Origin of the sequence: Sphaerisporangium sp. NPDC051017 (genome assembly GCF_040683095.1) — a bacterium.
Taxonomy (GTDB): domain Bacteria; phylum Actinomycetota; class Actinomycetes; order Streptosporangiales; family Streptosporangiaceae; genus Sphaerisporangium.
Map to the genome: position 1 here is coordinate 43,704 of NZ_JBFBCI010000027.1, position 20,196 is coordinate 63,899.

The 20,196-nt window shown below is 71.1% G+C and carries 19 protein-coding genes; 14 read left to right on the top strand and 5 right to left on the bottom strand.

Going from position 1 to position 20,196, the window contains the following annotated elements; all coding sequences use genetic code 11:
- Positions 1-92 precede the first annotated feature (92 nt).
- The 3 genes from AB0M95_RS21855 to AB0M95_RS21865 all read left to right on the top strand — a co-directional run bounded on the left by AB0M95_RS21855 (position 93) and on the right by AB0M95_RS21865 (position 2,870).
- Complete coding sequence (locus AB0M95_RS21855; protein ID WP_363767414.1) at positions 93-797, top strand: ComF family protein; 705 nt, start codon at positions 93-95, stop codon at positions 795-797.
- A 565-nt stretch (positions 798-1,362) separates the two neighbouring features.
- The gene (raiA, locus tag AB0M95_RS21860; RefSeq protein ID WP_363767417.1) at positions 1,363-2,025 is read left to right on the top strand and encodes a ribosome-associated translation inhibitor RaiA; all 663 of its coding nucleotides are present in this window, start codon (positions 1,363-1,365) and stop codon (positions 2,023-2,025) included.
- A gap of 140 nt (positions 2,026-2,165) precedes the next feature.
- Complete coding sequence (locus AB0M95_RS21865) at positions 2,166-2,870, top strand: response regulator transcription factor (protein ID WP_363767420.1); 705 nt, start codon at positions 2,166-2,168, stop codon at positions 2,868-2,870.
- Between the two features lie 87 nt (positions 2,871-2,957).
- On the opposite strand, the gene AB0M95_RS21870 is transcribed toward AB0M95_RS21865, so the two are convergent.
- Both AB0M95_RS21870 and AB0M95_RS21875 read right to left on the bottom strand, forming a co-directional pair.
- Positions 2,958-4,211, bottom strand: coding sequence for a crosslink repair DNA glycosylase YcaQ family protein (locus tag AB0M95_RS21870; protein ID WP_363767423.1), 1,254 nt, complete (start codon positions 4,209-4,211; stop codon positions 2,958-2,960).
- A 222-nt stretch (positions 4,212-4,433) separates the two neighbouring features.
- A complete protein-coding gene (locus AB0M95_RS21875; protein WP_358516456.1) occupies positions 4,434-4,715 on the bottom strand; it encodes an HGxxPAAW family protein in 282 nt (93 codons plus the stop codon).
- Between the two features lie 305 nt (positions 4,716-5,020).
- On the opposite strand from AB0M95_RS21875, the gene secA reads away from it, so the two are divergent.
- Positions 5,021-7,822, top strand: coding sequence for a preprotein translocase subunit SecA (gene secA, locus AB0M95_RS21880; protein WP_363767426.1), 2,802 nt, complete (start codon positions 5,021-5,023; stop codon positions 7,820-7,822).
- 159 nt (positions 7,823-7,981) lie between these two features.
- On the opposite strand, the gene AB0M95_RS21885 is transcribed toward secA, so the two are convergent.
- From AB0M95_RS21885 to AB0M95_RS21895, 3 genes are all read right to left on the bottom strand, one after another.
- Positions 7,982-8,542, bottom strand: a complete 561-nt coding sequence (locus AB0M95_RS21885) for an Rv3235 family protein (RefSeq protein WP_363767429.1) — start codon at positions 8,540-8,542, stop codon at positions 7,982-7,984.
- Between the two features lie 111 nt (positions 8,543-8,653).
- Entirely contained in the window at positions 8,654-9,988 is a 1,335-nt protein-coding gene (locus AB0M95_RS21890) for a PTS transporter subunit EIIC (protein WP_363767432.1), read from the bottom strand.
- 31 nt (positions 9,989-10,019) lie between these two features.
- Positions 10,020-10,760, bottom strand: coding sequence for a GntR family transcriptional regulator (locus tag AB0M95_RS21895; RefSeq protein ID WP_358516449.1), 741 nt, complete (start codon positions 10,758-10,760; stop codon positions 10,020-10,022).
- A gap of 156 nt (positions 10,761-10,916) precedes the next feature.
- On the opposite strand from AB0M95_RS21895, the gene AB0M95_RS21900 reads away from it, so the two are divergent.
- From AB0M95_RS21900 to AB0M95_RS21945, 10 genes are all read left to right on the top strand, one after another.
- Positions 10,917-11,951 (top strand): SIS domain-containing protein, encoded by a 1,035-nt coding sequence (locus AB0M95_RS21900; RefSeq protein WP_363767435.1) that lies wholly within the window; start codon positions 10,917-10,919, stop codon positions 11,949-11,951.
- A gap of 40 nt (positions 11,952-11,991) precedes the next feature.
- Positions 11,992-12,228 (top strand): PTS glucose/sucrose transporter subunit IIB, encoded by a 237-nt coding sequence (locus AB0M95_RS21905; RefSeq protein WP_363767438.1) that lies wholly within the window; start codon positions 11,992-11,994, stop codon positions 12,226-12,228.
- A 92-nt stretch (positions 12,229-12,320) separates the two neighbouring features.
- On the top strand, positions 12,321-12,773 hold the full coding sequence (locus AB0M95_RS21910; protein ID WP_358516443.1) for a PTS glucose transporter subunit IIA: 453 nt from the start codon (positions 12,321-12,323) through the stop codon (positions 12,771-12,773).
- A 111-nt stretch (positions 12,774-12,884) separates the two neighbouring features.
- Positions 12,885-13,541 carry an HAD family phosphatase gene (locus tag AB0M95_RS21915; protein ID WP_358516441.1) on the top strand — a complete coding sequence of 219 codons (657 nt, stop codon included), beginning with the start codon at positions 12,885-12,887 and terminating at the stop codon, positions 13,539-13,541.
- A gap of 60 nt (positions 13,542-13,601) precedes the next feature.
- Positions 13,602-13,859 (top strand): HPr family phosphocarrier protein, encoded by a 258-nt coding sequence (locus AB0M95_RS21920; protein WP_358516440.1) that lies wholly within the window; start codon positions 13,602-13,604, stop codon positions 13,857-13,859.
- 106 nt (positions 13,860-13,965) lie between these two features.
- On the top strand, positions 13,966-15,642 hold the full coding sequence (ptsP, locus tag AB0M95_RS21925) for a phosphoenolpyruvate--protein phosphotransferase (protein WP_363767443.1): 1,677 nt from the start codon (positions 13,966-13,968) through the stop codon (positions 15,640-15,642).
- 286 nt (positions 15,643-15,928) lie between these two features.
- The gene (locus tag AB0M95_RS21930) at positions 15,929-17,671 is read left to right on the top strand and encodes a glycoside hydrolase family 3 N-terminal domain-containing protein (protein WP_363767446.1); all 1,743 of its coding nucleotides are present in this window, start codon (positions 15,929-15,931) and stop codon (positions 17,669-17,671) included.
- 50 nt (positions 17,672-17,721) lie between these two features.
- Complete coding sequence (locus AB0M95_RS21935; RefSeq protein ID WP_363767449.1) at positions 17,722-18,372, top strand: HAD family phosphatase; 651 nt, start codon at positions 17,722-17,724, stop codon at positions 18,370-18,372.
- Between the two features lie 376 nt (positions 18,373-18,748).
- Positions 18,749-19,255, top strand: coding sequence for a hypothetical protein (locus AB0M95_RS21940; RefSeq protein WP_363767452.1), 507 nt, complete (start codon positions 18,749-18,751; stop codon positions 19,253-19,255).
- Positions 19,256-19,498: 243 nt separating this feature from the next.
- Positions 19,499-20,140, top strand: coding sequence for an HAD hydrolase-like protein (locus tag AB0M95_RS21945; protein WP_363767455.1), 642 nt, complete (start codon positions 19,499-19,501; stop codon positions 20,138-20,140).
- Positions 20,141-20,196 lie beyond the last annotated feature (56 nt).

Sequence of the window (20,196 nt, forward strand, 5' to 3'; positions counted from 1 at the left end):
GAACGGGCCTCCGTGACCGGAACCGGCCATGGCCTGTGGAAAACCCGGCCCGGCGCCGCGTTTCCGTCGGTGCCGGGACGCATGGTGGGCGGGTGCTGACCACCGTCCTCGACCTGATCCTTCCGCCGCGCTGCGCCGGGTGCGGCGGGGCGGGCGCCGTCCTGTGCCCTTCGTGCCTGGGGCGCATGCGCGCCGACCCGTTCCCCCGGACGCCCGGCCCCGCGCCGCGGGGGCTGCCCGAGTGCTGGGCGGCCGCCCCGTACGAAGGCGTCCCGCGCCGGGTGATCCTCGCGTACAAGGAGCGCGGGCGCACCGCCCTGCGGCCCGCGCTGGCGGCGTGCCTGGTCGCCACGTTCGTCGCAGCCGCGGGGCTGCCCACGACGCCGCTGCTGCTGGTCCCGGTGCCGAGCGCGCCGCGGGCCGTGCGGCGGCGCGGTCACGACCCCGTGGGGCGGCTCGCCGCGCTCGCCGCCCGCCGGTTACGGGCGCGGGGCTGCCCGGTCGTCGCGGCCCCGGTGCTCAGGCACCGCCGGCACGTGCGCGACCAGGCGGGCCTGAGCGCGTCCGAGCGCGCCGGAAACCTCGCGGGGGCCTTCGAGGTCGCGGGGCCCGGTTCCTGGCGCGCCATGGCCGCCACCGCCGCGCGCCGGGGCCTTCCCGGGCGCCCGGTGGCGGTGCTCGTGGACGACATCGTGACAACGGGCGTGACGCTCGCGGAGGCGGCGGGCGCGCTGCGCGCCGCGGGCGTCGCGGTCCCCCTCGCGGTGGCGCTCGCCGCCACCCGGAGGCATTTGTGACACGCCCGACACGCCCGGCGACATCAGACTGAAAAGATTACGAACAGTAATGAAATCGTCAAATCGCCGGGCTGCCCTCACGGACACAAGTGCGTACCGGCGAGTGCGAAAGGTGCAGCTCACGCGACATGGGAACCCCCTGGCGCCGAGCACGAGCACGGCCAACGCCGGGTCTGCTCCAGGGCTCGGATTCTCAAGGAAATCACTGAATGTGATCCTTTGGCCGACCCCGCGGCTGACATTCGGCCCCACAGCGACTAGCGTCTGAGCATGGCACCCGTTCGGGTCCGTGGTTGCACCGGACCGACCCCCGCAGGGGGGCCGGCCCGGCTAGCCGATGCCAGCCGCAGGCGAAACGGCCCACGTAAGGCGACTCTTTGTCGACCGATCACGGTGCGGCTTAGAGGTAAGTCCTGCCTTCCCGGAGGTCCAGATGTCCTCCGTCAGAAGAGAAGGGCAGTAGTGGCACAGAGCCGCGAGACCCTCAGCAGGCGGATGTGGGGACGAAGACCAGGTCGGCCGGACGGGTGTCCTCCTCGCAGTCGATACGAAGGGGGGCCTTTGAGTGGACATCATCGTCAAGGGACGGCACACCAGTGTGAGTGACCGGTTCCGCGATCACGTGACGACCAAGCTGGCCAGGATCGAACGACTGGACAACAAGCTCATACGCGTCGATGTGGAGGTGTCCAAGGAAGCGAACGTGCGGGCGACGGAGGACCGGGAACGGGTCGAGCTGACCATCCACTCCAAGGGTCCGGCGATCCGCGCCGAGGCGTCGGCCGACGACCGCTTCGCGGCGCTCGACATCGCCCTCGGCAAGCTCGAGGGACGCCTTCGGCGCATCGCCGACCGGCGGAAGGTCCACCACGGCAACCATTGCCCCCCATCGGTCGCCGCCCTCACCTCCGCCCTGGCGGACACCTACGAGCCCCTGCCCGAACCGCTTCCCGCCGAGCCGCAGGCCCGGGAGAAGGCCGGCCGCGCCCCACGCGATTCCGGCTTCGAAGAAGCCATCGTTCCGATCGAGATGGACGGCGACGGCCCCCTCGTCGTCCGCGAGAAGTTCCACAACGCCGACCCGATGACCATCGACCAGGCACTGCTGGAGATGGAACTCGTCGGCCATGATTTCTACCTGTTCAGAGACAAGGAGTCCGGACATCCCAGCGTCGTGTACCGACGTGTCGGGTACGCATACGGAGTGTTGCGGCTCGTAGAACAGTAACCGCGGCGTTCGAAGATCCTCTCGACCACCCCCGCGACCCGGAAACCCATGTAATGATGGCGGTTCCGACAGGTCGCGGGAGCGTCGTGCGGTAGGGGACGACCTACCCGGCGCGATCTGGCTCCCCACGAGGAGGAGGCGTGACGCAGACCGACGAAACGGCCGGCCGCTCCGGGCGGGACGAGCCGATCCGCGTGCTGATCGTTGACGATCACGCGCTGATCCGGCGGAGCCTGGAGCTGGCGCTGGCCGCGGAGCCGGACATCGATGTGGTCGGCGAGGCGAGCGATGGTCAGGAGGCGGTCGAGCTCGCCGACCGCCTCCTGCCCGACGTGGTCCTCATGGACGTGCGCATGCCCCGGCAGGGGGGCATCGAGGCGACCCGGGTCATCAAGGCCTCGGTCCCGAGCGCGCGGATCATCATGCTGACCGTCAGCGACGAGGAAGAAGACCTCTTCGAGGCGATCAAGGCCGGGGCCACGGGCTACCTGCTGAAGGACGTTCAGATCGACGAGGTCCCCGACGCCGTGCGCGGCGTCCACGAAGGACAGTCACTGATCAACCCGGCCATGGCGGCGAAGCTCATCAGCGAGTTCGCCAGCATGAGCCGCAAAGAGGCCGAGCGGCCGCCGCAGCTCCCCGTCCCCAGGCTCACCGAGCGCGAGATGGAGGTGCTCCGCCTCGTCGCCAAGGGCATGAACAACCGGGAGATCGCCAAGGAGCTGTTCATCTCCGAGAACACGGTCAAGAACCACGTCCGCAACATCCTGGAGAAACTCCAGCTCCACTCCCGCATGGAAGCCGTGGTCTACGCGGTCAGGGAGCGACTTCTGGAGATCACATAAGGTTGTGCCCATGTGGTTCGCTCCGCTCGCCCAGGGCTTGGGCGCCGCGCCCAAGCCCGGTCGGGCCGAGGTGGTCGGTTAGCGGGGTTACCGGCTCTCCAGGGCTTTTGCCAGGGGGAGTGTCAGCTCGGGCTCTGTCACGCGGTCTACTCGGACGGTGTCGCAGCCGACCCAGGTGGCGGCCTCGTGCAGGGCCTGGCTCATGGACTCCACCGCGCTCGCGGGAACCCTGCCGGTCGGGCCGGGTTCGAAGGCGACGTGGCGTGCGACGAACGCCGAGCCCTCGCGGGCCGGGTCGACGCGGCCGATCAGGTGGCCGCCGGCGAGGACCGGCATCGTGAAGTAGCCGTGCACCCGCTTGTCCTTCGGGACGTACGCCTCGAGACGGTGGGTGAAACCGAACACGCGCTCGGTGCGCGCGCGGTCCCACACCAGGGAGTCGAAGGGCGACAGCGGGGTCGTGCGATGGCGGCCCTTGGGCGCGGACTCCAGCGCCACAGGGTCGGCCCACGCGTTCGCGACGGCCCGGCCCGTGACCGCCCCGTTCCCGGAGCGCCGGGCGGCGCCCCACCCGGAGACGCGCACGGGGACGAGCCCGGCGGAGCCGTCCAGCAGCGCGTCGTCGAGCATGGTCGCGTACACGCCCTTGAGCCGCAGGAAGTCCACGATGTCGGCGCGGGTGGCGACGCCGAGCGCCGCCCCGGCGATGCGCGCCAGCCGCACGACGCACTCGGCGTCGGTCAGCTCCTGTTCGAGGAGGGCGGCGGGAACGACGCGGTCGGCGACGTCGTACACCCGGCGCCAGCCGACGCGGCGCGTGCACACGACCTCGCCGATGTCGAGCAGGAACTCCACCGCGATCTTGACGTCGGACCAGTCCCACCACGGGCCGCCGTTCTTGGCTCCGCCGAGCTCGGTGGTGGTGAGGGGGCCCTCGTCCCTGACCTGCTGGAGCACCTTGTCGATGGTGGGCGGCACCTCGTGCCAGCGGAAGCGCCGGTCGCGGTAGGCGCGGCGGCGGAAGGCGTACAGCGGCCAGTGGTCGATCGGCAGGATGCAGGCGGCGTGACACCAGTATTCGAAGGCCGACGCCGGGTCGTGCCAGTAGGCCCGCTCGACCTTGGCCCGGCCGACGGCCCCCAGGCGCGCGTACGCGATCAGCTCGTGCGAGCGCGCGAGCACGGAGATGGTGTCGAGCTGGACGGCGGCCAGGCGGCGCAGCACCGCCGCCACCCCGCCCCGGCGGGAGTCGGCGCCGAGGAAGCCCTGGGCACGCAGGATGAGACGGCGCGCGTCGTCGGCGGACAGCTCGGCCACGGCACCCGGAAGACCACTAGGCATGAAACCTGATGCTAGACCCTGCCACCGACAAAACGCCTACGCCGGTGTGAGGGTTGTCACGCGAAGGGCGATGGAGTGGAAGCGGTCCCGGCCCCAGCGGGCTTGGGCGCGGCGGTGTTCTGGAGCCGTCAAACGCAAGGGTGAGGAACGAGCCCTTGCGTTCGACGGTGGAAGAACGCCGCCTAAAGTGCGCCCAAGCCCTGCGCGAACGGAGAGAGCGCCCTAGGCACTGTGCCGTTCGAAGGGCGAGTGGTGCTCCTGGACGGCGATCTCGCGGGGGGCGTCCTCGATGACGTCCGAGAAGATGTCGAAGATGAGGGCGAGGATGCCGCCGACCACGATGATGCCGCCGCCGAGCCAGAACAGGAACCAGTTCGGGCCGAGGCACAGGGCCACCCCGCCGATGGTGAACCCCAGAAGGATCACGGTGACGGCCAGCCATGAAGTCGGACGCCCCGCGTGGGACTGCCCGCCGTGTGCCGGCGCCGGTGCGCTCTCGGCCATCCTGACTCCTAGATCTCGTTCAGACTCGCGTGACGTCGGGAGGGGGCGCCGCGTGGCAAAGATTCCCTCCCCTTACCGTCGCACGATATACAACGTCACCACCGGTCGCCGCAGGCCGTACCGGTGTAACCCGTGTAAACGGTCCGGCGTGGGGGAAGCCGGGAACTCTGGCGAGCCCGACAGCGTCATTGACGGTGGCTGTGCGCGGTGGTGAAACCGCCTACCATGGTTACGGGGAACTCTGTTACGTCCTCATGTCCCGGCCGCCGGGCCGCGGTACAGACCTGCGAGGAGCTTTACAAAAAGTGCCAGCCATTTTCGACAAGATCCTTCGCGCCGGTGAGGGCAAGGTTCTGCGCAAGCTGAAGCGGATCTCCGAGCAGGTCAACTCCATCGAGGCCGACTTCAAGAGTTTGAGCGACGCAGAGCTGAGGGCGCTGACCGACGAGTACAAGCAGCGTCACGTGGACGGCGAGTCCCTCGACGATCTGCTTCCCGAGGCCTTCGCGACCGTCCGCGAGGCGGCCAGCCGCGTCCTCGGCCAGCGCCACTTCGACGTCCAGATCATGGGCGGCGCCTCCCTGCACCTCGGCAACATCTCCGAGATGCGCACCGGTGAGGGCAAGACCCTGACCTGTACGCTGCCGGCGTACCTCAACGCGATCTCCGGCAAGGGCGTCCACGTCATCACCGTCAACGACTACCTCGCCAAGCGCGACGCCGAGACGATGGGCCGCATCCACCGCTTTCTGGGCCTGGAGGTCGGCGTCATCCTGGCGAACATGCCGTCAGACGAGCGCCGCCGCCAGTACAACGCGGACATCACCTACGGCACGAACAACGAGTTCGGCTTCGACTACCTGCGCGACAACATGGCGTGGTCGCTCGAAGAGTGCGTGCAGCGCGGCCACAACTTCGGCATCGTCGACGAGGTCGACTCGATCCTGATCGACGAGGCGCGTACGCCGCTCATCATCTCTGGTCCCGGCGAGCAGTCCGGCAAGTGGTACCAGGAGTTCGCCAAGATCGTCCCCCGCCTGCGCCGCGGCGTCGAGGGCAAGGAAGGCGAAGAGAGCACCGGCGACTACATCGTCGACGAGAAGAAGCGCACGGTCGGCGTCCTCGAGGCCGGTGTCGAGAGGGTCGAGGACTGGCTCGGCATCGACAACCTGTACAAGCCCGAGCACACCCACCTCGTCGGCTTCCTCAACAACGCCATCAAGGCCAAAGAGCTCTACAAGAAGGACAAGGACTACATCGTCGTCGACGGCGAGGTCCTGATCGTCGACGAGTTCACGGGCCGCGTGCTCCACGGCCGCCGCTACAACGAGGGCATGCACCAGGCCATCGAGGCCAAGGAGTCCGTGAAGATCAAGGACGAGAACCAGACCCTCGCCACGATCACCCTGCAGAACTACTTCCGCCTCTACACCAAGCTCGCCGGCATGACCGGTACGGCGGCCACCGAGGCGAACGAGTTCCACCAGACCTACAAGCTCGGCGTCATCCCGATCCCGACGAACCGGCCGATGGTCCGCCGCGACCAGGCCGACGTCGTGTACAAGAGCGAGGACGCCAAGTTCACGGCCTGCGTGGCCGACATCAAGGAGCGCTACGAGAAGGGCCAGCCCGTCCTGGTCGGCACCACCTCGGTCGAGAAGTCCGAGAAGCTCTCCAAGATGCTGAAGCGCGCCGGCGTCCAGCACGAGGTCCTGAACGCGAAGAACCACGCCCGTGAGGCCGCGATCATCGCCGAGGCGGGCCGCAAGAACGCCGTCACGGTCGCGACGAACATGGCCGGTCGAGGCACCGACATCATGCTCGGCGGCAACTCCGAGTTCCGCGCCGACCTGGAGCTGCAGCAGCGCGGCCTGTCCCCGTCGGAGACGCCGGACGAGTACGAGAAGGCCTGGCCCGAGGCTCTCGAGAAGGCCAAGGAGGCCGTCAAGGCCGAGCACGACGAGGTCACCGAGCTCGGCGGCCTGTACGTCCTCGGCACCGAGCGCCACGAGTCCCGCCGCATCGACAACCAGCTCCGCGGTCGTTCCGGCCGTCAGGGCGACCCGGGCGAGTCCCGCTTCTACCTGTCCCTCGAGGACGACCTGATGCGGCTGTTCAACGCCGCGCGCGTCGAGATGATCATGACGCGGCTGAACATCCCCGAGGACGTGCCGATCGAGTCCGGCATCGTCTCCAAGGCCATCGCCTCGGCGCAGCACCAGGTCGAGCAGCAGAACTTCGAGATCCGCAAGAACGTCCTCAAGTACGACGAGGTCATGAACCGCCAGCGCAAGGTGATCTACGCCGAGCGCCACCGCGTGCTGGAGGGCGCCGACCTGCACGAGCAGGTCCGCACCTTCGTCACCGACGTCGTCGAGGGGTACGTCCAGGCGGCCACCTCCGAGGGCTTCGCCGAAGAGTGGGATCTGGACAAGCTGTGGAAGGCGTTCCAGCAGCTCTACCCGATCACGGGCACGGTGGAGGAGCTCGTCGAGAGCCAGGCCGACGGCGAGCGCGAGAGCCTCACGCCGCAGGTCATCACCGAGTGGGTCAAGGCCGACGCCCTCGCCGCGTACGCCAAGCGCGAGGAGACGCTCGGCTCCGACACCATGCGCGAGCTGGAGCGCCGGGTCATCCTCTCGGTGCTGGACCGCAAGTGGCGCGAGCACCTGTACGAGATGGACTACCTGCAGGAGGGCATCGCCCTGCGGGCCTACGCCCAGCGCGACCCGCTGATCGAGTACCAGCGCGAGGGCTTCGACATGTTCTCGGCGATGCTCGACGGCATCAAGGAGGAGTCGGTCGGTTACCTGTTCAACCTCGAGGTCGAGGTGCAGGACAACCCGATCGTCGAAGAGGTGCCGCAGGACGCCGGGGTCAGCGAGACCGAGGCGATCATCTCCAAGGCGTTGCGCCGCCCGCAGCGTCCCACCGAGATGATCTACAGCGCGCCGGGCGAGAGCGGCGAGGTCGAGCAGACCCGGGTGCACACCACCGCCGAGGAGCGCGCGGCGTACGGCAACGTCGAGCGCAACGCGCCGTGCCCCTGTGGCTCGGGCAAGAAGTACAAGCGCTGCCACGGCGACCCCAAGCACGCCGGCGCCTGATCCGTCCCACCCCTCGGCCGTCCGGCGGCCGAGGAGCCACGATCACCCGGCCCCGTGACCCGCACAGGTCACGGGGCCGTCGTGTGGTCGGTCACGCTCTCACAGAGCCGGGGTCCACAAGGTGGCGAACGCCATGTTCGGGGCGTTTCGGCTTCGGGTTCACGCCGTCTCGAAGTCCGTGCACAACCACTGGACGCCCCGGCGTTCCACCCGCAGCGCCAGCACCCGACTTCGCTCGCCGCAGCGGACGAGCATGCACGCCTCGACCACGCCCTCGCACGGCCGGTGGACGTGCGGGGCGGCGACCACAGGCGGCCGCCTGCCGTCGATCATGCGCCCGGCGCGCACCAGCTCGGCGTACGCCCGGTCGGTCAGGCGCTCGGCCACGCCGCCCGGCGGACGCCGTCCCGCCAGCACCTCGGCGATGGCCTGCCCGAGGCCGCGCAGCCCGCGCTCGTCGGGTGAGGCGCCGCCGCGGGTGGCCAGGCCGGCGCGGGCGGTGAGCGTGAGGGGGCGGGTCGTCTCGCGTGGCGGCGCGCTGCGGGCGGCGGACGGCGAGCCCTGCGCCGGACGGGGAGCCGCCGCCGGCGAGCCGGGGCGGCGCTCCTCGTCGTACGGCGGATCGGCCGGCGGGACGGTACGCAGCGCGGGCAGGGTGATCGGGCGGGAGAGACGGGACATCGCGGGCACTCCGGTGTCGTCGGCGAATCGGGACGACACTAAGGAGCACCCACCCGGGCGGGCTGATGCGCGTTGTCACGGACCGGCCACACCGCACCGCGCCGATCGGGTCCCGGCCACGCCATACCGCGCCGGCCGGGTCCGGCCACGTCAGGGGCTTCGGACGCCCGGTGGCGCGGCGGGCTCGCCGGAGTCCGGGTCCGGCTCGGGCTCGCGCCCGGGGGTGAGGATGTCCAGCCGTTTGATCAGGAAGCTGAACACCGCGTAGTACACGACCGCGTAGATCAGGCCGAGCACCATGATCTGCCAGAACTTGTCGGTGTTGGACTTGGTGGCGTTGAGCGCCGCGTCGATGGCCCCGGCCGAGAAGGTGAACCCGAGATGCCCGCCCATGGCCGCCACCAGGGCCATCGACAGGCCGGTGAGCAGGGCGTGGATGACGAAGAGCAGCGGCGCGACGAAGATGAACGCGAACTCGATCGGCTCGGTGATGCCGGTCACGAACGACACGAGCGCCGCCGAGATCATGATGCCGCCCACGGCGCGGCGGCGGACGGGCGGGGCGGCGCGCCAGATGGCGAGGGCGGCGGCGGGCAGGCCGAACATGATGACGGGGAAGAACCCGGCCATGAACTCGCCCGACCCCGGATCACCCTGCAGGTAGCAGGTGAGGTCGCCCGCGAAGTGCCGGCCCCCGACCATGCAGTCGGGCACCTGGAACCACACGATCGAGTTGAGGAAGTGGTGCAGGCCGAGCGGGATGAGCAGCCGGTTGGCGGCGCCGTAGATGCCCGCGCCGACGGTGGAGTGCTCCGCGAGCCAGCGTCCGAACCCGGTCAGCCACTCGCCGACCGGTTGCCAGAGCACGCCGAACACCACGCCGAGGATCAGCGCGGCGAACGCCGTGACGATCGGGACGAACCTGCGCCCGCCGAAGAACGCCAGCCAGGTGGGCAGCTTGATGCGGTAGTAGCGCTGGTAGAGGGCGGCGGCGACCAGGCCGATCACGATGCCGCCGAGCACGCCGGTCGGGTTGCCCGGCCCGAGGTCGAGCACCTGCGACGCCCTGCCGTCCGCGCCGATGACCGTGTGGGCGACGCGGGTGTGCACGGCGGAGCCGGAGGCGTCGAAGAACAGCAGCTTGGACACCCGGTCGAACACGAGATAGCCGACCAGCGCGGCCAGGGCGGTCGACCCGTCGGAGCGGCGCGCGTACCCGACGGCCACGCCGATCGCGAAGAGCAGGGGGAGGTTGTCGAAGAGCGCCTCGCCCGCGCCGCCCACCACCTCGGCGATCTTGTCCAGCGCGGCGTTCTGGGTGCGTCCGAGCAGGTCGTCCTGGCCGAGCCGGAAGAGCAGGCCCGCCGCGGGGAGGGCGGCGATCGGCAGCATCAGCGAGCGGCCGATCCGCGACAGGATCGCCATCACGCCGGATCTGGGGCGCGGGGGCGCGGGGAGGCCCGCATCGGCCGAGGCGGAGCTCATCGGCTTTCCTCCAGGGATGGGAAGGGAGGATTCAGCTACGCCGCGTCGGGATCTCCAGCACCGTGCGGAGCTGGTACCGGTCGGCGCGATAGGTCGACACCCCGAACTCGACGCAGACGCCGCCCGAGAACGACCGCCGCTGGAGCAGCAGCACGGCCCCGCCGCGGGGCAGTTTGAGCAGGTCGGCGTCGCCCGGATCGGCGATGCCCCCGTCGATGGTCAGTTCTCCGGCGTCCAGCACGACCCCGTGGCGCGTCTCCAGCAGCGCGTAGAGGGACCGGCCGGACAGGTCGAACGATGCCAGATCGGGCGCGAAAGATACAGGAATGTGCGCCCGTTCGATGCAGAGCGGCTCCCCGTCGGCCGTCCGCAGGCGCTCGATGAAGTGGACCGCCTCGCCCGGCGGGATGCCGAGCTCGCGCGCGAGGTGGGCGCTGGCCCGGACCACGCGGCGGTCGAGGTCGCGCGAGCCGGGCTCCATGCCCCGGGCCCGCATGTCGTCGCTGAAGGACGTGAGCCGCAGCGCCATCTCGATCTTGGGCCGGGCCACGAAGGTGCCCTTGCCCGCGACGCGGTGAAGCCGCCCCTCGGAGACGAGGTGGTCGACCGCCTGGCGTACAGTCATGCGCGACAGGCCGAAGCGCTGGCACAGCTCCCGCTCGGAGGGGATCGCCGCCCCGATGGAAAGCTCGTTGCTCTCGATGAGGTCGAGGAGGATCTCGCGAAGCTGGAAGTACTTCGGCACGGGGCTGTCAGGGTCGATCTGCGCCACTATCCTCTCCTCTCGATCTCAACGTCGGCATACGTTAAAGTTTGTACTGGTCTAGTCCGGACTAGACCACAAGCCAGAAATAAGTGTCAACGTACGGACCGGCGACGGATCGATAACGGCCCGATCTCGCCTCCGAAGCTGAAGGACGGGGCACGGATGACGACCAAGATGCGCAGCGAGATAGCCGAGCAGCCGGCCGCCCTGCGAGCCACCCTCGACGCCCTGCTTCCCAGGGTCGACGAGGTGAAGGGCCTCGCGGGCGGGACGCGGCAGCTCGTCTTCATCGCCCGGGGCACCTCCGACAACGCGGCCGTGTACGGCCGCTACCTGATCGAGGCCCACGCGGGCCGGATGTCCTCACTGGCCGCCCCCTCCATCGCGACCACCTACAAGCGCAAGCTCGACCTGAGCGGCGTGCTCGCGGTCGCCCTGTCCCAGTCGGGCAAGACCGAGGAGATCGTCGACACGCTCGCCTGGGCCAAGGACTGCGGAGCCGCCACGGTGGCGATCACCAACGGCGGAGAGGAGTCCCCGCTGGCCCAGGCCGCCGACCTCGCGCTGTGCACCCTGGCCGGCGAGGAGAAGGCCGTTCCCGCCACCAAGACCTACACCACCCAGCTCGCCGCCCTCGCCGTCCTGGCGCTCGGGCTCGACGCGGACGTGAACGCCGACGACCTCCAGCGCGTGCCGGACGCGGTCGAGCGGCTCATCGCCGAGCCCGGCGACCTGGACGCCGTCGTGGACGGGCTGGCCGAGGTGTCCGGCGTCGTCGTCTCCGGCCGGGGCATGGCCTTCTCGACCGCGCTGGAGACCGCCCTGAAGCTCAAGGAGGCCTGCTACCTGCACGCCATGGGCCTGTCGTACGCCGACCTGCTGCACGGGCCGATCGCCGTCGTGGACGAGCGCACGCCCGCCCTGCTGGTCGCCGCCGGCGAGGGGCCGACGCTGCAGGGCACGGTCGCGCTCGCGCGGCGGGTGACCGGCGCCGGGGCGTCCGCGTTCGGCGTCGGCGGCGGGGACGAGCTCGCCGCCGCCTCCACCGCGGCGCTCAACGGGCCCGAGCTGCCCGAGTGGGTGGCCCCGATGGGGTTGATCATCCCCGGTCAGCTCGTGACCGAGGCGCTCGCGCGCCGCCGCGGCATCGACCCGGACTCCCCGCGGGGCCTCAACAAGGTGACGCAGACCGATTAGCGTCACTAGCGTTGCCCCGGGCGTATCGAGGAGGTCCGAAATGGCGGCAGACGCGCGCGCGATCATCGCCGGGCTCGGGGGAGCCGACAACATCATCGACATCGAACCCTGCATCACGCGCCTGCGCACCGAGGTTCGCGACGCCTCCAAGGTCGACCACGCCGCCCTGCGGGCCGCGGGCGTCCACGGAGTGATGGCGGCGGGCAACGTCGTCCAGGTGGTGGTGGGCCCCGACGCGGACACCATCGCCTCCGACATCGACGACCTCATCGCCTGAGAGTCGCCCGGGGCGGCCTCTCGCCCGAGGCCGCCCGGACCGTCTGGAATCGCCTGAACCCCACCGCCGGGACGCCGGAAGGTGAGCCTGCCATGACCACTGTTCTCGCTCCTGTGGCGGGCCGTGTCGTGGGGCTGGCAGCCGTGCCCGATCCGGTGTTCTCCCAAGGCCTGGTCGGGCACGGCACCGCCATCGACCCGGCCAGGGAGCCGGGCACGGCGGTCGCCCCGATCGACGGCACGATCGTCAAGCTCCACCCGCACGCCTATGTGATCGTGGGCGACGACGGCCGGGCGGTGCTGGTGCACCTGGGCATCGACACGGTGGAGCTGCGGGGCGAGGGGTTCCGCGTCCTGGCGGCCGAGGGGGAGCGGGTGCGCGCCGGGTGGCCGGTCGTCGCCTGGAACCCCGCCCTGGTCGAGGCGGGCGGCAGGTCCCCGATGTGCCCGGTGGTCGCCCTCGACGCGCGGCCGGGCACGGTGAGCGTGCTCGCCGCCTCTTCTGGGGCCGTCCGGGCGGGCGACCGGCTCTTCCTGTGGAGCTGAGGCCCTGGAGCGGTGTTCCTCTGGGGCTGGGGAGATCTCGCGTAACCCGGGCATGTGGGATTGGCTCACAGTGAAGCGGTGAAACCTCGACCAAAGGGGAGTGACGGGCGCGTGGGAGCGAAGGCCGCGTTGTTCGACCTGGACGGCACCTTGATCGACAGTGAGCGCCGGAGCCTGGTGCTGTGGGGCCTTCTGCTGACCAACCATGGGGTCGACCACGACGAGACCCTGCTCAGGCAGTTCATGGGCCGCAGGGGGCCCGACGTGCTCGCCGAGAAGGCCGGGCTCTTCCCTGGCAGGCGCGCCGAGGACCTGCTCGCCGAACTGTTCACCTACCTGGACCGGCCGGGCCTTCCCGAGATCGCCCCCGTGCCCGGCGCCGCCGACCTGATCCGGCGCATCGACGGCCACGGCCTTCCCGTGGTGCTCGTCACCTCGGCGCGGCGGTGGTGGGCCGAGAGCTGCCTGGAACTGGTCGGGGTGAGCGACGTGGTCCGGACCATCGTCTCCGCCGAGGACGTCATGGTCGGGAAGCCTGATCCGTCCTGTTTTCTCATGGGCGCCCGCGCGGCGGGCGTCCGTCCCGGGGAGTGTGTGGCCTTCGAGGATTCGCTGGCGGGGATCGCCGCGGCCAAGGCGGCGGGTATGACCTGTGTCGGGGTCGCCACGACGCACCACGTGAGCGAGTTGTCTGCGGCCGATCTCGTGGTGTCCGACCTGGCGGGGGTGGACTGGCCGCTACCGCTGTACGGCGATTTCCCGGTATAACCCGCTTTCGTACCCTGAATCCCGAACGGGTGGTCTGGACCGCCCCGCCAAGGAGGAACCGTGCCCGAGCGCAAGGTCATCGTGGAGTCGCAGGTAGGGTTGCACGCCCGCCCCGCCGCGACGTTCGTGCAGACCGCCGCCAAGGCCACCATCGACGTCACCGTCGCCAAACCGGGCGGCTCGCCGGTGAGCGCCAAGAGCATCCTGTCCATCCTGGCCCTCGACGTCCGGCACGGGGAGGCGATCGTGATCCACGCCGAGGGCGAGGGCGCCGACCGGCTCCTGGACGAGCTGGTCGCGATCGTGTCGGTTCCCTGACACCCCGCAAGTCCGGTCCTGCGTTCATGTCCGAGACTGTGTGCTGCGACCGTCGCGGCGACGGCGTTCTGATTCTGTGAGAAGCGCGGAAAGTGCGGTCAGGGTGATGGAGAGGCTGACGGGGGCTGGGGTCAGCCCCGGCGCCGGGTACGGGCCCGCGTACGTCATGGGCGGCGCCGTGCCCGAGCCCGCCGCGGGGGCGCGGCACGACGACGACCCGGTGGGCGAGACGGCGCGGGCCGAGACCGCCGTCGAGCGGGTGGCGGCCGAGCTGGAGGCCAGAGGCGAGGCCGTGGGCGGCGAGGTGCGGGACGTGCTCGCGGCGCAGGCCATGATCGCCCGGGACCCCGCGCTCTCCGCCGACGTGGCCGCGCTGATCGACGCGGGGACGGCCGCCGAGCGGGCCGTGTACGAGGCTTTCATGCGGTATCGGGACGCCCTCTCCGAGATCGGCGGCTATTTGGGCGGGCGGGTCGCGGACCTGGACGACATCCGCGACCGCGTGATCGCCGAGCTGACCGGCCTGCCGATGCCCGGCCTGCCCTCTGGCGACCCGTCGGAGCCGTACGTGCTGGTCGCCCGCGACCTAGCGCCCGCCGACACCGCCCTGCTGTCCCCCGAGATCGTCGCCGCGTTCGTGACCGAGGCGGGCGGCCCCACCAGCCACACCGCGATCCTCGCCCGCGCCATGGGCGTGCCCGCCGTGGTCGCCTGCGCGGGCGCGACCTCGATCGTCCACGGCACGCCCGTCCTGGTCGACGGCACCACCGGGACGGTCGGCCTCGTCCCCTCCGAGGAGGAGGTCGCGGCGACGCTCCTGGTGGCCAAGGAGCGCGAGGCCGTCCTCGCCGCCTCCTCCGGCGGGCCCGGGGCGACCTCGGACGGGCACCCCGTGGCCCTGCTGGCCAACATCGGCGGACCCCGCGACCTGCGGGCCGCGCTGCGGTACGGCGCCGAGGGCGTCGGGCTCTACCGCACCGAGTTCCTGTTCCTGGACCGCGAGGACGCGCCGTCGGAAGAGGAGCAGATGGCCGCGTACCGGGAGGTTCTGACGGCGTTCCCGGGCGGGACGGTGACCGTGCGGGTCCTCGACGCGGGGTCCGACAAGCCGCTGGGCTTCCTGCCGGCCCCTGGGCACGAGCCCAACCCGGCCCTCGGTGAGCGCGGGCTGCGCATCCTGCGGGCCTATCCCGACGTCATGATGGGCCAGTTGCGCGCCCTGGCACGGGCCGCCGAGGGCACCTCGGCGCGGCTGCACGTCATGGCGCCCATGGTCGCGGACGCCGAGGAGGCCGCCTGGTTCGCCGGGGCCTGCGAGGAGGCCGGGCTCACGTCCGCGGGGGTCATGATCGAGATCCCGTCCGCGGCGCTGCGGGCCGCCGAGCTGGCCTCGGTCGTGGACTTCTTCTCGGTCGGCACCAACGACCTCGCCCAGTACACCCTGGCCGCCGACCGGCAGGTCGGGGCGCTCACGCGGTTCCAGGACCCCTGGCAGCCCGTCCTGCTCGACCTCGTCGCGATGGCGGCCTCGGCGGGGGTGCCGTGCGGCGTGTGCGGGGAGGCGGGGTCGGACCCGGCGCTGGCGTGCGTGCTCGCCGGGCTCGGGGTGTCGTCGCTCTCGATGGGGGCGCCCGCCCTGCCGTGGGCCCGTGCGGCGCTCGCCCGCCACACCCTCGCCCAGTGCCGGTCCGCCGCCGAGGCCGCCCGCGCCGCGCGCACCGTCGAGGCCGCCCGCGCCGCCGCCCGCGCCCACCTGCCCGGCCTGGCCCAGTTGTCCGTCTGACGCCGCGCGGGCTCGGTGCGGGACGGTTCGCGTGGCGTCCGGCTTTGCTCGACCGGCCGCCCCTGGGGGCGCGTCCGAGGTGTGGAGGAGGCTCGGACTGCCAGGCCGGGCCGGCGAGTGAGGCTGAGGCGCCGCGAGCTGAGGCGCCGCGACGCCGACGGCGATTCCAGGGCGCTGCATTCGCTCATGTGTTCGCAATGGGCGAACTCTCGATACGCGGAGGTATGTGCGGCGGTAGGTCAAATGCCGGGAGCGGTTCGGTCAAGGCCCGGATACGGTTGACCGCATGGCTGGACCTCTGCGCCTGGTTGCGCTCCTGGTGATCGCGATGGTGACGGCCGCGTGCGGCGTCGCCGGCCCGCAGGCGTCCTCGCCGCGCCCCACCACCGCCCCGTCCTCGTCGCCCGCCGGAGCTCCGCCCGCGAGCCCGTCCCCGAGCGCGCCTCCGGCGTCGAGCGCCGCCCCGAGCCCCGCCGTGTCCTCGGCGCTGGCCGCGATGAGCGTCGAGGACAAGGTCGGCCAGTTGTTCATGCCCGTTCTGTACGGCTCGCGGGTGAACGGCGCCCAGGCCGAGAACAAGGCCCGGTTCGGCGTCGGCAGCCCGGCCGAGGTCGTCGCGAAATACCGCCCCGGCGGCGTGATCCTCTTCCCGTGGGCGGGCAACATCGACGACGTCCCGCAACTCGTCCGGCTCACCAACGGCCTGCAGAAGGCGTCGAAGATCCCGCTGATCATCGGCGCCGACCAGGAGAACGGCGTCGTCTCGCGGCTGAGCCCCCTGGTCACCGAGGTGCCGGGCAGCATGGCCATCGGCGCGACCCGCGACCCGGACGCCGCGCGCGCCGCCGCCCGGGTGACCGGTGAAGAGCTGCGCGCGGTCGGCGTCAACCTGGACTTCGCGCCGGTCGCCGATGTCAACGTCAACCCCGCGAACCCAGTGATCGGCGCGCGGTCGTACGGCTCCGATCCCGGGCGGGTGGCCGAAATGGTCGGCGCCGCCGTCCAGGGCTTCCACGACGCCGGGGTCGGCGCGGCCGCCAAGCACTTCCCCGGGCACGGCGACACCAAGGCCGACAGCCACACCGGCCTGCCGGTGATCCACCACTCGCGGTCGCAGTGGAAGAAGCTGGACGCGCCCCCGTTCGAGGAGGCCGCGCGGCGCGGCGTCGACATCGTCATGACCGCCCATGTCGTGATGCCGGACCTCGACCCCTCGGGTGATCCGGCCACGCTGTCCAAGCCCATCCTCACCGGCCTGCTCCGCGACGAGATCGGCTACGACGGCGTGGTCTGCACCGACGCGCTCGACATGGCCGGCGTCCGCGAGAAGTACGGCGACGCCGAGGTCGCCGTGCGGGCGATCCTCGCGGGGGTGGACCTGCTGCTCATGCCCCCGGATTTTCCCGCGGCGTACGGAGCCGTGCTGGCGGCGGTGAAGTCCGGTCGCATCCCGGCCGACCGGCTCGACCGGTCGGTCACCCGCCTTCTGGCGCTGAAGGAGTCGCGCGGCATCCTGACCGCCCCGGCGGCGGACCCGGACGAGGCCGCCGGCGTCCTGCGCTCCAAGGAGCACCGTCAGACCGTCCAGGACATCGCCGACCGGTCGGTGACGCCGGTCAAGGGCGCCGACGCACTCCCGGTGACGGGCGACGTGCTGGTCACGGGCCCGGCGGGCAGGCGCCTGGCGGTCATGCTGGACGACGCGTCGGCCGCGCCCACGGGCGACACCCCCACGGCGTCCGAGATCGCGCGCGCCCGGTCGGCCGCCGCCAAGGCCGACACCGTGATCGTCACCACCGAGGACGCCGGCCCCGCCCAGATCAAACTGCTCGCCGCGATGGTGGACACCGGCACGAAGGTCGTCGTGGTGTCCATGGGCGCGCCGTACGAGCTGGGGCGGTTACGCGGCTACGACGCCGCGCTCGCGGTCTACTCGGACGGCGACGCCTCGCTGAGGGCCGCCGCCAAGGCCCTGAGCGGCGCGCTGACCCCCGAGGGAACGCTTCCAGTGGGGCTGGGCAAGCACTAGCGACACCGTTCGGCTTACTCTGAAAGGCCGAGCAGACATAGGGAGCAGATGTGCTGAAGGGTGTGCTGATCGACTGGTATGGGGTTCTCACCACGAGCCTGCACGAAGCGATCACCGAATGGCTCACCGCCGACGGCATCGATGCGGCGCATTACCGCGACCTGATGCGCGACCTCATCGCCTACGCGTACGAGGGCGGGGCCGACGGCGAGAATCCCATCCACGCGCTGGAGCGGGGCGAGATCGACGCGGCGGCGTTCGAGCGCGACCTCGCCGCGCGGCTGCTCACGCTCGACGGCGGGCCGCCGGTCGCCGAGGGGCTGCTCACGCGGATGTTCGCGGGCTTCCGGCCGGTCGAGCCGATGTACGCGATGCTGCGCGTGGCCCGGGCCTCGGGGATCGCCACCTGCCTGGTGTCCAACTCCTGGGGCGACCACTACCTCAGGGACGGGTGGGACGCCTGCTTCGACGCGGTCGTCATCTCGGGCGAGGTCGGCATGCGCAAACCCGAGGCGCGCATATTCCACCACGCCCTCGGCCTGGTGGGTCTCTCCCCGGAGCAATGCGTCTTCATCGACGACATCGAGGCCAACATCATCGCCGCCCAAGCCATCGGCATGACCGGCTTACACCACCGCGACCCCGACGCCACGATCACGTCCCTGGAAACCCTCTGCCGCCTGAAACTCAGACTCGACTGACGAACACCACCCCCACACCACTCCGCCACACCGCGTGTCCAGCAGACGCGTCCGGCTGGCGCCGCGCAGGCTTCGTGGGCCGGGTGGGCTTGCCGGGGCCGTGGGGCTTGGGGTCTTGTGGTCGGTTGGAGTGCCGTGGGTGTGGTGACGGGGCGGCCGATGGCGTTCGCCGGGTGCCGTGATCGGTCGGCGCAGTCGTGATCCGCTGGCACACTCGTAGGTGATCGGTCATTGGTGATCGGCGGCGTTCTCGCCGGGGCGGATGCCGGCATCGTGGAACGCCACGCACCCGAGTCCCGCACGACCCGGGATGCGGCACGACACCTCGTAAGATCGCAAAACTCGCAAACTCGCAAATATCGTGATTGAGGAACGCATGCGCGTTTACTTGCCGTGCACGTTGCCCGCGCTCGCGCGGGTGGCCGCGGACGGGGAGCTCGGCCCCCCTCCGCTGACCGGCTACGCCGTGACCCCCGCCCTGGTCGAGTGGTACGTCTCCGGCGACACCGAGGAACTCGAATACGTCGCCCTCACCGACGCCGCCCGGGCGTCCTTGCGCATGCTCGCCGCCGACCGCGCCGACGGCGTGGACGTCCCGGCCCGGCGCGTGGTGATCGCCGCCGAGGTGCCGGAGGGCTCGGTGACCGCCGGCGTCGATCTGGAAGAGCGCTCGCGCGTGCGCGTCCCCGCCTCCGTCCCGCTCGGCAAGGTCGCGGCCGTCCACGTCGACGATCCCCAGGCCGCCCCCGACATCGAAGCCGCCCTGTCGGCCGTCTTCGCCGCCGACAACGGCGACGAAGACGCCCAGTTCGACGTCGACGGCGCCGAGGCCCACGAACTGCTCTGGTACGCCACCCAGGAGATCCCCGACCTGCTCACCTGACCCCGTTCGAGGGGCGGCGGTGTTCTGGAGGAGGAAGGGGTGCGGAACGAGCCCCTTCCGAGTGACGACGGAAGAACGCCGCCTAAGGGGCGCCTCGAACCGCCGTGCCGGAGGCGCGGCCATAGGCACAGACGCGGCGGGTGACCGGGCCTTGAGATCGGCGGGATGCGCGGGCGGCGACGGCGTTGCGAGCAGGAAAACCTGAGGAACGGCTCTGAGCGGCTGGTTATCCTTGACCCTGATATGAAGCACATCATCTGGGACTGGAACGGCACGCTCTTCCACGACATCGACGCCGTCGTCGGAGCCACCAACGAAGTGTTCAGGCCGTACGGCCTGGCCGCGTTCGACGCCGACGGTTTCCGCGCCGCGTACACCCGCCCCATCTGGGTCGCCTACGAGCGCATCCTCGGCCGCCCGCTCGACGAGGGCGAGTGGGAGCGGCTCGACGCCGCCTTTCACGACCACTACCACCGCCTGATGCTCACCTGCGCCCTCGCCGAGGACGCCATGGGCTGTCTGCGCGCGTGGAACGACTCCGGCCGCACGCAGTCGCTGCTGTCCATGTGGGCGCACGACCGGCTGGTTGACAAGGCCGCCGAGCTCGGCATCGACGCGTTCTTCGCCCGCATCGACGGCCTGAGCGCGGCCACGTCCCCCGGCGGCGGCAAGGCCGAGCACATGGTGGCGCACATCGCGGCCCTGCGCGTGGACCCCGAGAACATCCTCGTGGTCGGCGACAGCCTGGACGACGCCCACGCCGCCCAGCACGTCGGCGCCACCGCGGTGCTCTACACCGGCGGCATGACCAGCCGCGCCGACCTGGCCGCTTCTGGCTTCCCCATCGTCGAGTCCCTCAGCCACGTCCTCGACTACGCGAGCTGACCGGTCCTCCCCAAGGCCAAGGCTGGATGAGCGTGCGGTGCGGGCATTGGTCGCCG

Bases quoted from the DNA above. Each gene is read 5' to 3' on its own strand.
- AB0M95_RS21945 (WP_363767455.1), top strand. From the start codon at position 19,499: ATGAAGCACATCATCTGGGACTGGAACGGCACGCTCTTCCACGACATC.
- AB0M95_RS21870 (WP_363767423.1), bottom strand. From the start codon at position 4,211: ATGCCTAGTGGTCTTCCGGGTGCCGTGGCCGAGCTGTCCGCCGACGAC.
- AB0M95_RS21890 (WP_363767432.1), bottom strand. From the start codon at position 9,988: ATGAGCTCCGCCTCGGCCGATGCGGGCCTCCCCGCGCCCCCGCGCCCC.
- AB0M95_RS21930 (WP_363767446.1), top strand. From the start codon at position 15,929: ATGGCTGGACCTCTGCGCCTGGTTGCGCTCCTGGTGATCGCGATGGTG.
- AB0M95_RS21905 (WP_363767438.1), top strand. From the start codon at position 11,992: ATGGCGGCAGACGCGCGCGCGATCATCGCCGGGCTCGGGGGAGCCGAC.
- AB0M95_RS21940 (WP_363767452.1), top strand. From the start codon at position 18,749: ATGCGCGTTTACTTGCCGTGCACGTTGCCCGCGCTCGCGCGGGTGGCC.
- AB0M95_RS21900 (WP_363767435.1), top strand. From the start codon at position 10,917: ATGACGACCAAGATGCGCAGCGAGATAGCCGAGCAGCCGGCCGCCCTG.
- AB0M95_RS21910 (WP_358516443.1), top strand. From the start codon at position 12,321: ATGACCACTGTTCTCGCTCCTGTGGCGGGCCGTGTCGTGGGGCTGGCA.
- AB0M95_RS21875 (WP_358516456.1), bottom strand. From the start codon at position 4,715: ATGGCCGAGAGCGCACCGGCGCCGGCACACGGCGGGCAGTCCCACGCG.
- ptsP (WP_363767443.1), top strand. From the start codon at position 13,966: ATGGAGAGGCTGACGGGGGCTGGGGTCAGCCCCGGCGCCGGGTACGGG.